We start from the raw sequence: 13,410 nt of genomic DNA on the forward strand, positions 1-13,410 counted from the left end.
GGCTCCCCTGACATCACGACAACCGGCAGCGGTGCTCTTCGACATGGACGGCACGCTGGTCGACAGCGAGAAGGTCTGGGACGTCGCTCTGCACGCTCTGGCCGAGCACGCCGGCGGCTCGCTGTCCGAGCCGGCGCGGCTCGCCATGATCGGCACCAGCATGGCCGTCTCGATGCGGATCCTGCGTGACGACCTGGACCAGCCGCACCGCGACGAGGCCGCCGATGTCGCCTGGCTGGAGCGCCGGGTCGAGGAGCTGTTCGCCGGCGGCCTGGTCTGGCGCCCCGGTGCGATGGAGCTGCTGCGCGCCGTCCGCGCGGCCGGGCTGCCGACGGCGCTGGTGACCTCCACCGGGCGACGCCTCGTCGAGGTCGCCCTCGACACCCTCGGCCGGGAGAATTTCGACGCGATCGTCTGCGGCGACGAGGTGTCGGCGCCGAAGCCCGACCCGGCGCCCTATCTGACCGCCGCCGAACTGCTCGGCGTGCCCATCGCCGAGTGCGTGGCGATCGAGGACTCGCCCACCGGCATGGCCAGCGCGGTCGCCTCCGGCGCGGCCGTGCTCGCGGTGCCCGCCGAGCTGGAGCTGCCCCCGACCGACGGAGTCCACCTGCGCGACACCCTGGTCGGCGTCGACCCGGCCTATCTCGCGGGCCTCTTCCGCCGCGTCACGACCTGACCCGCATCGGCCGCACCCGCCTCACGACCTCCACGACGGGACCGAGCCCGCCGCCCGGTGTTTCTCGCGCGGAGCGCGGGGCCCATTTCACCCATGGGGAGACGGCGGAGTGTGCCCGCCTCCCAATTCACCGTGGGCGGTGACGGAGCCGGCGCGACGGCCGCCCCGCCACTGTGGTGACGGAGCGGGCGCGCCGCGCGTTCAGTCGTGGGCGATGGCGCCCAGGACGTTGAGGCGGGCCGCCCGGATCGCCGGCAGCACCGCGGCGATCACGCCGACCAGGGCGGCCAGGACGAGGTAGGTGCCCATCCGGCCCCAGGGCAGGACCAGTTCGGTGATGCCGTCGCTCTTCAGGGCCCGGGTCACCGCCGTGCCCAGACCGGCGCCGACCGTCACGCCGAGCAGGGCGCCGAAGACGGAGATCACCACCGCCTCCACCGTGACCATGCGCATCGTCTGCGCCCGGCCCAGGCCGACCGCGCGCAGCAGGCCCAGTTCGCGGGTGCGTTCCAGGACCGACAGCGCCAGGGTGTTGACCACGCCCAGGACGGCGATGAGGATCGCCAGGGCCAGCAGGACCTGGATCATCGTGATGAGCGTGTCGAAGGTCGCCGCCTGCTGGTCCACGAACGCGGCCGCGTCCGTCGCCGACACTTCGGGGCTGTCCGCCACCAGCGCCTTGACCTGCGGCAGGACCGCCGAGACGGGTACGCCGTCGTCGAGGCGCACGAACCCGAGGACCGGCTGCGGGATACCGAAGTCCTTCGTGGCCGCCGCCGGCAGCATGATCTTTCCGGGAAGGGCGTCCTCGGCGTACGTGGCGGCCACGGTGTAGGAATGCGCCTGGCCCCGGGACGCCTGCACGGTCACGGTGGTGCCGACCTGCCAGCCGCGCTCGGTGGCCGTCGGGACGCTCACCGCGATCTGGTCGTCCCGCAGCGTCGTCAGTGCGCCGCCGGTGGCGGTGGCACCGTACGTCTGCGCCAGCGCGGCGAGGTCGTCGGTGGCGTTCACCCACTCCTTGCCGCCGTTGATGAGCACCTGGTCGTTCCAGAGGCCGGCCGCCGCCCGTACCCCCGGGATTTGTTTGGCCCGGTCCACGACGGCCGGATCGTACGTCGGCGGCCGCGGCCCGTTCTGGTCGCCGCTGATCATGATCTGGGCCTTGAGGACCCGGGCGGCCTCGGCCTTGAGGCTGCTCTTCGCGGAATCCATGATCACGGTGACGCCGGTGACCAGCGCGATGCCCACCATGAGCGCGGCCGCCGTGATCGCCGTGCGACGCGGGTTGCGTCCGGAGTTGAGCCGGCCCAGCCGCCCCGGCAGCGACCAGGAGAACAACCGGCCCAGCAGCGCCACGACCGGGCGGCTGATCAGCGGAGTGAGCAGGGCGACGCCGACGAACGACACGAGGACGCCGCCGAGGATCAGCCACAGCTCGTTGCCGGCGTCGCCGAACAGGCCGAGCCCGAGCGCCGCGGCGCCGAGGGAGGTGACCACCCCGCCGGCCACGCTGATCTTCGTCAGCGGGCGGTCCGGCGTGGCGACGTCCTGCATGGCCGCGACCGGTGCGATCCGCGACGCCCGCAGGGCGGGCAGCACCGCGGCGACCACCGTGACCAGGACGCCGACGACGAAGGCACTGATCACGGCGGCGGCGGGCACGCCGATCGGGGCCAGCTCCAACCCGCCGGCGAAGTTGCCGAACAGGTACGCGAGGCCCGCGCCGACCCCGACCCCGGCGGCGAGACCGAGCACCGCCGCCACCAGTCCGATCGCGACGGCCTCGACCAGCACCGAGGTGATGACCTGCCGGCGGCTCGCACCCAGCGCCCGCATCAACGCCAGCTCGCGGGTGCGCTGCGCCACGATGATCGAGAAGGTGTTGAGGATGAGGAACACGCCGACGAACAGCGCGACCCCCGCGAAGCCCAGCAGGATCTGCCCGAAGAATCCGAGGCCCTCCTCGAAGGCGGCGGCGGTCTCCTCGGCGAGCTGATCGCCGGTCTTGACCACGTAGTCGGCGCCGAGCGCGGCACCGACCCGGTCGCGCAGCACCTCCGGCGTCACGTCGTCGGCGGCGTCGACGCGCACCGAGCTGTAGACCCCGGTGCGCCCGAGCATGAGCTTCTGCGCGACGGGTTCGGTGAACGCGACCTCCTGCACGCCGCCGAGGCTGTCCCGGTCGCCGCTGTAGCCGTAGACACCGACGAGCGTGAAGTCCTTCCTCGGCGCCAGGGTCAGCACGCCGACCCGGTCGCCCACCTTGAGCCCGGCGCCCTCGGCCACCGTGACGTTCACCGCGATCTCGTCGGCGGCGGACGGGCCACGGCCCTCGCGCAGGCGCACGAGGTCGTCCTCACCGGTCCAGGCGACACCCATCCGCGGCGGACCCACCGACGTCAGGACCTTGCCGTCGCTGCCGATCACCCGGGCGCCGTCGGCCTCCACGAGACCGGCGGCCGACCGTACGCCGGACACGGTCTTGATCTGCTCAACGGTGTTCGCCGGCAGGGGCGCGGCGACCTGCTCGCCGTCGAACTCGGAGATCTCGACCTTGGGCTTGGCGGCGACCCGCACGTCCGTGGTCGAATACGCGCTGGCGAAGACCGCGTCGAAGGACCGGCTCAGCGTGTCGGTGACGACGAACGCCCCGGACACGAACATGACCCCGAGCACGACGGCCAGTCCCGACAGGATCAGCCGCAACTTTCGCGCCAGCAGGCTCTTGAGGGTGGCGCGCAACATCAGAGCATCACCGGTTCGGCGTGCGTGTCCAGCCGCTTCATCGTGTCGAGCACCCGGTCGGCGGTCGGCTCGGCGAGCTCGTCGACGATCTGCCCGTCGGCGAGGAACACGACCCGGTCGGCGTAGCTCGCCGCGACCGGGTCGTGGGTCACCATGACGATCGTCTGGTGGTGTTCGCGGACGCTGGACCGCAGGAACGACAGCACCTCGGCGCCCGAGCGGGAGTCCAGATTGCCGGTCGGCTCGTCGGCGAAGATGACGTCCGGGCGTCCGATCAGCGCCCGCGCGCAGGCGACCCGCTGCTGCTGGCCGCCGGACAGCTGGCTGGGCCGGTGCGTCAGCCGGTCCCGGAGCCCGACCGTGTCGATGACGATGTCCCACCACTGCGGATCGGGCTTACGCCCGGCGATGTCGAGCGGCAGCCTGATGTTCTCCTGCGCGCTCAGCGTCGGCAGCAGGTTGAACTGCTGGAAGATGAACCCGATCCGGTCCCGGCGCAGGCGGGTCAGCGCCTTGTCGCCGAGCTTGCTGATCTCGGTCCCGCCGACGTGCACGGTGCCGCGCTCGATCGTGTCCAGCCCGGCGAGGCAGTGCATGAGCGTCGACTTGCCACTGCCGGAGGGGCCCATGATGGCCGTGAACCGGCCCTGGGCGAACTCCGCGCTCACCCCACGCAGCGCGACGACCTGCGCCTCGCCCGAGCCGTAGGTCTTCCACACCTCGTCGGCGCGTGCCGCCGCCGGTCGCTCGGCATTCGTCGCTGCCACTGTTCCCCCTGGGTCCATCTGTCTGGGTCCGTCTGTCGTCGTGGTCCGGCCGGGCGCTGCCAAGCTCGGAACCGGGCCGGTCGCCCGGCCGGCTGAACTAGTCTCGGGGCGCGCCGGGGCCAGGGCGTCCGCCTCCCGGCGTAGAGCGACGCGGAGATTTCGCTGCGGGTCGCCACCTAGGCAGGCTCAGGGTTACCCCTGACCCGCCGCCGCGCGCTCGGGACCGAAGCCCTAGCCGCCCGGGCGGACCAGCCCCGTTTCGTATGCCAGCACGACGGCCTGCACGCGGTCGCGCAGCCGCAGTTTGGTGAGCATGTGGCCGACGTGCGTCTTGACCGTCGTCTCGCTCACCAGCAACGCCCGGGCGATCTCCGCGTTCGAGTGACCCTTGGCGACGTGGACGAGCACCTCCCGTTCGCGGTCGGTGAGGGTGTCCAGCACGGAAGCCGCGGCGGTGGTCTCGGCGGCGGGGAGGATCTCGGCCATCCGGGTCAGCAGCCGGTCGAGGATGCGCGGGGCGACAACCGCGCCCCCGGCGGCCACCGTACGGATGGCGGCCACCAGTTCCCCGGCCGGCACGTCCTTGCACAGATAACCGGAGGCGCCGGCGGCGACGGCGCCGAGGACCCGCTCGTCGGTGTCGTCGGTGGTCAGGACCAACACCCGCACGGCGAGCCCGGCCTCGACGATGCGACGGATGACGCTCAGCCCGTCGAGCCGGGGCAGCCGCAGGTCCATGACGACCACGTCGGGAAGCAACCGGCGGGACAGGTCGACGGCCTCGACCCCGTCACCGGCCTCGCCGACGACCGCGAGCCCACCGGAGCCGGCCAGCGCCGCCTTCAACCCGGACCGCAGCATCGGCTGATCATCGGCGAGCAGCACCCGGACGGTACGCCCGGCAGCCGGGCCGGCGCCCGCACCCACCCCGTCACCCGCCGACACCCGCCAGCCTCCCTCACCCGACTCCGGCGCTCACCCTAGGCGATCGGCATCCCCCCATTGATGACCCCGCCCCCACGGGCGCCCGCCTCAGCGCCGGCGCGGTCGAAGGTGGCCGCGCTGACCTGTCTCGCGTGGCACATCCGGGGCGGGACGGCTTTGTCAGGGCCGGCGCGGTGCCGGCATGGGAGCCTCGCCGAGGCTGAAGGGTGCTGGGGCCGCCTGTGCGGGTGGTGGCGCGGCGGCCTGTGCGGGCAGTGGGGCAGCGTAGGCGGGCAGTGGGCCCGCCGCGTGCGTGGCCGGCGGGACGTCCGGGTGAGGTGTCGCCGCCGCGTCGTCGGACGGCCGGTCCGCCGGGGGCTCGGGATAGGGCGGCGGGGTGCCGCCGAACTCCGGGCAGAAGCTCTGGTGCCCGCACCACCCGCAGAGGCGGCTCGGCTTGGGCCGGAAATCCCTGTCGCGCTTGGCCCGTTCGATGGCCTGCGACAGCGCCACCAGGGTGCGTTCGAAGCGTTCGAGCTCCTCCGCGTCCGGGGCGTAGTCGCAGATCTCGGCGTCCTTGAGGTAGAGCAGGCGCAGCACGCGGGGGACGACGCCGCGCGTGCGCCACAGCACGAGGGCGTAGAACTTGAGCTGGAACAGCGCCCGCCCTTCGAACGCCTCGCGGGGGGCGCCGCCGGTCTTGTAGTCCACGACGCGCAGGTCGCCGCTGGGGGAGATGTCGAGGCGGTCGATGTAGCCGCGGATCAGCAACTCGTCGTCGACGAGCGTCGAGACCAGGCTCTCGCGCTCGGCGGGCTCGAGGCGCTGGGGGTCCTCGACCGCGAAGTAGCCGTCGAGCAGGTCGCCCGCGCTGGCCAGGAAGTCCGCCAACCGGGTGGCCTCATCCGGCTCGGGCATGCCGGGCAGTGCGTCGGCGGGGGCCGCCGGGCTGGGCAGATCGGCCGGGACCTCCGCGACGACGACGGCGTCGTCGTTCTCGCCGAACAGCGCCGACAACTCCGGCTCCTCCGCCACCAGGCGCTCCCACTGGGGGGCCACCAGCGCCGCCGCGGCCCGCGGGGTGCGCTCGGGCGCCGGCAGGTCGAAGAGGCGCTCGAGCACGGCGTGCACCAGCGTGCCCCGCAGCTGGTCGGCGGTGGGTCGCTCCGGCAGCCGGTCGATGGTGCGGAAACGGAACAGCAACGGGCAGGTCTTGAAGTCGGCCGCCCGCGACGGCGACAGCGACGGCCCGGTGGGCCGCTCCCGGCCAGGCTGCGAGGGAGAGCCGGGCGGCGAGGGGGACAGGACCAGTTCTGCCGTCATGGGGGTAAGGCTAGGGGAGGGGTACGACGAAACCGGCGAGGTGGGGTTCTTCAGGCTCACTCCGTAGCATCGACGCCGTGGACGACACGAAGCGCCGGACCCGGGGCGGCGGGTGGACGGTCGGGCGGGTGCTCGGCATCCCGATCTTTCTGAACGCCTCGGTGCTGCTGCTCGCACTGCTGGTCACCGTCGTGTACGGCGGGTACGCCGAACGCCAGCTGGGCCTGCCCGCCCTGCTCGCGTACGCGGTTGGCCTGGGTTTCGTGGGGTGTCTGCTCGGTTCCGTGCTCCTGCACGAGCTCGGCCACGCCGTCACGGCACGGCGCTACGGGATCGGTGTGCGCGGCATCACCCTGGAGCTGCTCGGCGGCTACACCGAGATGGACCGCGACGCCCCGACGCCGCGGGTCGACGCGCTGGTGTCGCTGGCCGGGCCGGCGGTCTCCCTGGTGCTGGGCGGGGTGGCCACCGCCGCCGCCGTGGCGCTTCCCGACCGTACCCTCGCCGGCGAGATCGCGTTCCAGCTCGCCGCGAGCAATGTCATCGTGGCGATCTTCAACGTGCTTCCGGGCCTGCCGCTCGACGGCGGCCGGGCGCTGCGGGCGGCGCTGTGGGCGCTGATCCGCGACCGTGACCGGGCCACCGAGCTGGCCGCCTGGGCCGGGCGGGGCATCGCCCTGGTCACCGCTCTGGCCGTCTTCACGCTCTACCGGTTGCAGGTGCTCACCCTCTTCGGGCTGCTCTTCATCCTGCTCGTCGCGTTCACGCTCTGGCAGGGCGCCGGCCAGTCGATCCGGCTGGCCCGGATGACGCGGCGATTCCCCCTGGTCGATCTGGCGGCGCTCGCCCGCCCGCTGGTCGCCGTACCGTCGGGAACCTCGATCGCCGAGGCGCAGCGCCGTGCCGGCCTGGCGGAGCCACGGCGCGCGGGCCTGGCCGTGGCCGATTCCAGCGGCCGGCTCGTCGCCCTGGTCGACGGCGCCGCCGTCGCCGCGGTGCCGGTCGACCGGCGGCCCTGGGTCACCGTCGACACCGTCTCCCGGGACCTCTCGCGGGTGCCGGCCATGCGGGTCGAGCTCACCGGCGAGCAGGTGGTCCGGGCGGTGCAGGCCCACCCGGGTGCGCAGTACGTGGTGACCTCAGGCGAGGATGTCGTCGGCGTGTTGCACGTCGCGGACCTGGCCGACGTGCTGGAGCCGCGCCGCTCGGCCCGCCGCGCCGCCGTGAGGTAACCGAGAGAGGGATCCGTGACCGTTCAGGAAGAAGCCGTGCCCGTGTCCACCCATCGCGGACCGTTCCGCCCGGGCGACCGTGTGCAGCTCACCGATCCCAAGAACCGCATGCACACCATCGTCCTGGAGCACGGCAAGGCGTTCCACACGCACCGGGGCGCGCTGGAGCACGACGCCCTGATCGGGCTGCCGGACGGCAGCGTCGTGACGTCCAGCGGCGGCACGCAATACCTGGCGCTGCGCCCGCTGCTGGCGGACTACGTGCTCTCGATGCCGCGCGGCGCGCAGGTCATCTATCCGAAGGACGCCGCGCAGATCGTCGCGATGGGTGACGTCTTCCCCGGCGCCAAGGTGCTGGAGGCGGGCGTCGGGTCGGGCGCGCTGACCTGCTCGCTGCTGCGGGCGGTGGGTGAGGGCGGCGAGCTGCATTCGTACGAGCTGCGGGAGGACTTCGCCGGGATCGCCCGCAAGAACGTCGAGTCGTTCTTCGGTGGCCCGCATCCGGCCTGGCACCTGCACCATGGCGACGTCGCGGGCAACACCGAGACGGGTTTCGACCGCATCGTCCTGGACATGCTGACCCCGTGGGAGGCCCTCGACATGGTCGAGCGCTCGCTGATCCCCGGCGGCGTCTTCATCGGGTACGTGGCCACGACGCCGCAGCTCTCCGAGCTCGTCGAGGCGCTGCGCGAGCGGGGCGGCTGGACCGAGCCACGGGCGTGGGAGTCGCTGGTCCGCGACTGGCACGCGGAGGGCCTGGCGGTGCGCCCGGACCACCGCATGATCGCGCACACCGCGTTTCTCGTGTCGGCCCGTCGCCTGGCGCCGGGTGTCACGGCACCGCCGCGGCGGCGCAAGCCGAGCAAGGGCGCCGAGGCGTACGCGGCGCGCAAGGCCGCTCGGGAGGCCCTGCACGCCCAGCAGGCTGAGACGACGGACGATCCCGGGGTGTGACGCCCGGCCGCGCATCCGGTAGTTTCCGTCGCGGGTTCGATGGGGCATGGGGAGGGAACGGGTGGGCGCGATGAGTTCTCCGCCGTTCGGTGGCAGTAACGAGATGCCGGCGGTTTTCCCGGACTGGTCGCCATATGAGGATCTGGACTCGGCCGCCCGCGCCTATCTGCGCGATCCGGAGGTCGCGCTGGACGCCCTCTTCGGGGTGCTGCGCGGGGCGTCGGTGCTCTGCTTCACGCTGGAGCGCTTCGTCAACGAGGTCAACGGCGTCTGGCAGGAGGTCGTGATCTGTGACGGCAGCCGGCTGGTGTTGTGGCACGGTGAGGATGTGGCGCCCGGTGACGGCCCGGTCGGCTCGATGACCTCGTCGCTGCGGGTGGTGCCGTTGTCGACAGTGACCGAGGTGGGCTGCCGGCGGCGCCTCACCCGGACCTCGAGCGGTCAGGCGCGGGTCGACAGCATCGACGTCTATCTGCTGCTCAGCTCGGTGGACGACGCGGTGCCGCCGCCGGGGATGGCCGAGGAGGAGGGCCGGGCGGCCCTGCGGCACGACGCGTTGCGCTTCGGCAAGACCCTCGACGACGGCGGGCCGGGGCAAATCGCCCGCTTGGAGGAGTTTTCCCGGATTGTCGCATCTTTGGTCGGCCGTCCGACACTGTGACATTTTCCGCCGGGTGACACGCGGGAATACGGGCCTCGAACGAGGCCCGTATTCGTCGGATCAGTCCGCGTCCGGACCCGCGACTTCGACGCCGTCGGAGGAACGCACGACGTGGATGCAGTCGCCCGGGCACTCCTTGGCCGAGTCGATCACCTCGAGGCGCAGCCGGGCCGGGATCCCCGTGCGCGCGCCGGGATCCTGCAGCAGCTCACCGCCGCTGTCCTTGACGTACGCGAGGCCGTCGACGTCGAACTCGAAGACCTCCGGGGCGTACTGCACACACAGCCCGTCGCCGGTGCACAGGTCCTGATCCACCCAGACCTCGAGTTCGTCAGTTCCGGTCTGTGCGGACACCGAGCACCTCCCATGTTTCGCCCGCACCGACCGTACCCGACAGGTCTGACCGCCTGGCGTGCCCACCTGACCCAATCGATCAAGGTTCAGTGACGAGGGTGTTGCATGGGTCGAAATCCGCGCCGCAGCGGTTAGTGTTGTCTCAAGACGTTCGAGCCCCCGGGGAGGTGGGACGTGGCACGTAGCGACGAGGCGGATTCACGCGCCGCACGTTGGGAGAAAGAGGCCAACGATCTCTCCAGCCAGGTTGCGTTCCTGCAGGAGGAACTCGCTCTGGTACGGCGCAAGTTGACCGAAAGCCCCCGACACGTCCGGCAGCTTGAGGAACGGCTTGCGGCGACGCAGGCGCAGCTGGCCCGGCTGACCGAGAACAACGACCGGCTCGTGGCGACCCTCAAGGAAGCCCGGGCTCAGATCGTCACTCTCAAGGAAGAGATTGACAGGCTCGCCCAGCCGCCCAGCGGCTACGGCGTTTTCCTGGCCGCCCACGAGGACGGCACCGTCGACGTCTTCACCGGCGGGCGCAAGCTGCGCGTCGCCGTGTCCCCGAGCCTCGAGGTCGAGGAGCTCAAGCGGGGACAGGAGGTCCTGCTCAACGACGCGCTCAACGTCGTGGACGCGTTCGGCTACGAACGCGTCGGCGAGGTCGTCCTGCTCAAGGAGGTCCTGGCCGGTCCCGACGGCGAGCGCGGCGACCGCGCCCTGGTGGTGTCGCACGCCGACGAGGAGCGGATCGTCCATCTGGCCGACTCGCTCGAGATCCCGAAGCTGCGTGCCGGCGACTCGCTGATGATCGAGCCGCGCTCGGCGTACGCGTACGAGCGCATCCCCAAGAGCGAGGTCGAGGAGCTCGTTCTCGAGGAAGTGCCCGACGTCGACTACACCGACATCGGCGGTCTGCACTCGCAGATCGAGCAGATCCGCGACGCGGTGGAGCTGCCGTTCCTGCACGCCGACCTCTTCCGGGAGCACCAGCTGCGCCCGCCGAAGGGCATCCTGCTCTACGGCCCGCCCGGCTGCGGTAAGACCCTGATCGCCAAGGCGGTCGCCAACTCGCTGGCGAAGAAGATCGCCGAGCGGCGCGGCGAGGAGAAGCACACCAGCTACTTCCTCAACATCAAGGGTCCCGAGCTGCTCAACAAGTACGTGGGCGAGACCGAGCGGCACATCCGCCTGGTCTTCCAGCGGGCGCGGGAGAAGGCCGGCGAGGGCACCCCGGTCATCGTGTTCTTCGACGAGATGGACTCGATCTTCCGGACCCGGGGCTCCGGCGTCTCCTCCGACGTCGAGAACACCATCGTCCCGCAGTTGCTCAGCGAGATCGACGGCGTCGAGGGCCTGGAGAACGTCATCGTCATCGGCGCCTCCAACCGGGAAGACATGATCGATCCGGCGATCCTGCGGCCCGGTCGACTGGACGTGAAGATCAAGATCGAGCGTCCCGACGCCGAGGCGGCCAAGGACATCTTCGCGAAGTACATCCTCGCGGGCCTGCCGCTCAGCGCGGAGGACCTGGCCGAGCACGGCGGCGACGCCGACGTGACGGTCGCGGCCATGATCGAGGCGGTCGTGCTCCGGATGTACACGGAGTCCGAGGAGAACCGCTTCCTGGAGGTCACCTACGCCAACGGTGACAAGGAGGTCCTGTACTTCAAGGACTTCAACTCCGGCGCGATGATCCAGAACATCGTCGACCGCGGCAAGAAGATGGCGATCAAGGAGTTCCTCACCTCCGGCAAGAAGGGGCTGCGCCTGCAGCACCTGCTCGACAGCTGCGTCGACGAGTTCCGCGAGAACGAGGATCTGCCCAACACCACCAACCCCGACGACTGGGCCCGGATCTCCGGCAAGAAGGGCGAGCGGATCGTCTACATCCGTACGCTCGTCTCCGGCGGCAAGGGCGCCGAGGCCGGCCGTTCCATCGAGACGGCCAGCAACACCGGTCAATACCTGTAACAGACGCGTGCGGACGCGGGCGGAGGTTTCCTCCGCCCGCGTCTTCTCATCTCATTTCACCCGTTATCGTCGCTCTCCGTGGTTTTGGCCAGCGGCGCCCCGCCTGTTCGGCGGCCCGTTAACCCCCGATTGTGACGAAAGATCGCCACTGAGAGTGGCGTGACGCGTACGGCCCGAGGCGAGAACCGATACGGAAGCGTCTAGGCTCGATACATGGGCAACGGCAGCACAGTGGCGGGCGGAGTGGTCGCATGAGCGTTCGGCGGATTATGGGCACCGAGGTCGAGTACGGCATTTCCGTGCCCGGACAGCCCGGCGCCAACCCGATGGTCACCTCTTCCCAGGTCGTCAACGCCTATGGCGCCCGGCCCGAGCTCAACCGTGGCGGCCGGGCCCGGTGGGACTACGAGGAGGAGTCGCCGCTGCGCGACGCCCGCGGCTTCACCTACTCCGGCGCGGCGTACGACCCGGCGGACGCGCTGGCCGACGAGGACCTCGGGCTCGCCAACGTGATACTCACCAACGGCGCCCGGCTCTACGTCGACCATGCCCACCCCGAGTACAGCACCCCCGAGTGCACCAACCCCCTGGACATCGTGCGCTGGGACAAGGCCGGCGAGCGCGTCATGGCCGAGGCCGCCCGCCGCGCCGCCACGATTCCCGGCACCCACCGCATCCAGCTCTACAAGAACAACACCGACAACAAGGGTGCTTCGTACGGCTCGCACGAGAACTACCTCATGCGCCGGCAGACCCCGTTCGCCGACATCGTCGCCCACCTGACGCCGTTCTTCGTGACCCGGCAGATCTTCTGTGGCGCCGGCCGCGTGGGGATCGGCCAGGACGGGTCCGGCTCGGGCTTCCAGATCTCCTCGCGCGCGGACTTCTTCGAGGTCGAGGTCGGCCTCGAGACCACCCTCAAGCGGCCGATCATCAACACCCGCGACGAACCGCACTCCGACGCCGACAAATACCGCCGCCTGCACGTCATCATCGGCGACGCGAACCTCTCCGAGATCGCCACGTACCTGAAGATGGGCACCACCGCGCTGATCCTCAACATGATCGAGGAGAAGGTCTTCACCGGCGAGCTCGGCGTGGCCGATCCGGTCTCCGAGCTCAAGGCGGTCAGCCACGACCCCTCGCTCAAGCACCTCATGCGGTTGCGGGACGGCCGCCGCCTCACCGCGCTGGACCTGCAGTGGGCGTACTACGAGCGCGCCAAGGCCTTCGTGGAGGAGCGGTACGGCGCCGACGTCGACGAGCAGACCGCCGACGTGCTGCGGCGCTGGGAGGACGTGCTCGACAAGCTCGGCCGGGATCCGATGACCTGTTCCGACCAGCTCGACTGGGTCGCCAAGCTGCGGCTGCTCGAGGGCTACCGCGAGCGCGAGAGCCTGCCGTGGTCCTCGCCGAAGCTCCAACTGGTCGATCTGCAGTATTCCGACGTTCGCCCGGAGAAGGGCCTCTACCACCGGCTGGTGGCCCGGGGCTCGATGAAGACGCTCCTCGACGCCGAGGACACCGCCCGCGCGATGGTGGAGCCGCCCGAGGACACCCGGGCGTACTTCCGCGGCCAGTGCCTGGCCCGCTACGCGTCCGAAGTGGTCGCCGCGAGCTGGGACTCGGTCATCTTCGACGTCGGCCGCGAGTCGCTGGTCCGGGTTCCGATGATGGAGCCCGAACGCGGCACGAAGAAGCACGTGGGCGCGCTGTTCGACAAGTGCGACACGGCCAAGGACCTGCTCGAGGTGATCACCAGTCGGTGACCCGCTTCGCTGCTCGAGAAACACGCGGACGGGCAGGCGTTTT

At 71.1% G+C, this 13,410-nt stretch carries 11 protein-coding genes; 6 read left to right on the top strand and 5 right to left on the bottom strand.

The features are described from left to right. Positions 1-31: 31 nt before the first annotated feature. Positions 32-679, top strand: coding sequence for an HAD family phosphatase (locus tag AB0M36_RS11670; protein WP_364155547.1), 648 nt, complete (start codon positions 32-34; stop codon positions 677-679). A gap of 201 nt (positions 680-880) precedes the next feature. On the opposite strand, the gene AB0M36_RS11675 is transcribed toward AB0M36_RS11670, so the two are convergent. From AB0M36_RS11675 to AB0M36_RS11690, 4 genes are all read right to left on the bottom strand, one after another. Beyond that, positions 881-3,427, bottom strand: a complete 2,547-nt coding sequence (locus AB0M36_RS11675; protein ID WP_364155548.1) for an ABC transporter permease — start codon at positions 3,425-3,427, stop codon at positions 881-883. After that, entirely contained in the window at positions 3,427-4,212 is a 786-nt protein-coding gene (locus tag AB0M36_RS11680) for an ABC transporter ATP-binding protein (protein WP_364155549.1), read from the bottom strand. The genes AB0M36_RS11675 and AB0M36_RS11680 overlap by 1 nt, the downstream gene beginning before the upstream one ends. Positions 4,213-4,425: 213 nt before the next feature. Next, entirely contained in the window at positions 4,426-5,139 is a 714-nt protein-coding gene (locus AB0M36_RS11685; protein WP_364155551.1) for a response regulator transcription factor, read from the bottom strand. 159 nt (positions 5,140-5,298) lie between these two features. Beyond that, on the bottom strand, positions 5,299-6,441 hold the full coding sequence (locus AB0M36_RS11690) for a PD-(D/E)XK nuclease family protein (RefSeq protein ID WP_364155553.1): 1,143 nt from the start codon (positions 6,439-6,441) through the stop codon (positions 5,299-5,301). 77 nt (positions 6,442-6,518) lie between these two features. Here AB0M36_RS11690 and AB0M36_RS11695 point away from each other — a divergent pair, with 77 nt between their 5' ends. The 3 genes from AB0M36_RS11695 (at position 6,519) to AB0M36_RS11705 (ending at position 9,288) form a co-directional block, all read left to right on the top strand. After that, positions 6,519-7,673, top strand: coding sequence for a site-2 protease family protein (locus AB0M36_RS11695; protein WP_364155555.1), 1,155 nt, complete (start codon positions 6,519-6,521; stop codon positions 7,671-7,673). A gap of 15 nt (positions 7,674-7,688) precedes the next feature. Beyond that, positions 7,689-8,627 (top strand): tRNA (adenine-N1)-methyltransferase, encoded by a 939-nt coding sequence (locus AB0M36_RS11700; RefSeq protein ID WP_364155557.1) that lies wholly within the window; start codon positions 7,689-7,691, stop codon positions 8,625-8,627. Positions 8,628-8,697: 70 nt separating this feature from the next. Continuing rightward, positions 8,698-9,288, top strand: coding sequence for a hypothetical protein (locus AB0M36_RS11705; protein ID WP_170148562.1), 591 nt, complete (start codon positions 8,698-8,700; stop codon positions 9,286-9,288). A gap of 60 nt (positions 9,289-9,348) precedes the next feature. Here the strand turns inward: AB0M36_RS11705 and AB0M36_RS11710 are convergent, their stop codons facing one another. Then, positions 9,349-9,642, bottom strand: a complete 294-nt coding sequence (locus tag AB0M36_RS11710; RefSeq protein ID WP_364155558.1) for a ferredoxin — start codon at positions 9,640-9,642, stop codon at positions 9,349-9,351. 174 nt (positions 9,643-9,816) lie between these two features. Between AB0M36_RS11710 and arc the strand changes: the two genes are divergently transcribed. Both arc and dop read left to right on the top strand, forming a co-directional pair. Beyond that, complete coding sequence (gene arc, locus AB0M36_RS11715; protein WP_364155560.1) at positions 9,817-11,598, top strand: proteasome ATPase; 1,782 nt, start codon at positions 9,817-9,819, stop codon at positions 11,596-11,598. Positions 11,599-11,849: 251 nt separating this feature from the next. Further along, positions 11,850-13,367 (top strand): depupylase/deamidase Dop, encoded by a 1,518-nt coding sequence (gene dop, locus AB0M36_RS11720; protein WP_364155561.1) that lies wholly within the window; start codon positions 11,850-11,852, stop codon positions 13,365-13,367. The last annotated feature ends 43 nt before the right edge of the window (positions 13,368-13,410 follow it).

It is taken from the genome of Actinoplanes sp. NPDC051346 (assembly GCF_040682215.1).
In the GTDB taxonomy this organism is placed as follows: Bacteria; Actinomycetota; Actinomycetes; order Mycobacteriales; family Micromonosporaceae; genus Actinoplanes.

Coding starts and splice junctions, on each gene's coding strand:
- AB0M36_RS11675 (WP_364155548.1), bottom strand. CDS start 3,427: ATGTTGCGCGCCACCCTCAAGAGCCTGCTGGCGCGAAAGTTGCGGCTG.
- AB0M36_RS11680 (WP_364155549.1), bottom strand. CDS start 4,212: ATGGACCCAGGGGGAACAGTGGCAGCGACGAATGCCGAGCGACCGGCG.
- AB0M36_RS11690 (WP_364155553.1), bottom strand. CDS start 6,441: ATGACGGCAGAACTGGTCCTGTCCCCCTCGCCGCCCGGCTCTCCCTCG.
- AB0M36_RS11705 (WP_170148562.1), top strand. CDS start 8,698: ATGAGTTCTCCGCCGTTCGGTGGCAGTAACGAGATGCCGGCGGTTTTC.
- dop (WP_364155561.1), top strand. CDS start 11,850: ATGAGCGTTCGGCGGATTATGGGCACCGAGGTCGAGTACGGCATTTCC.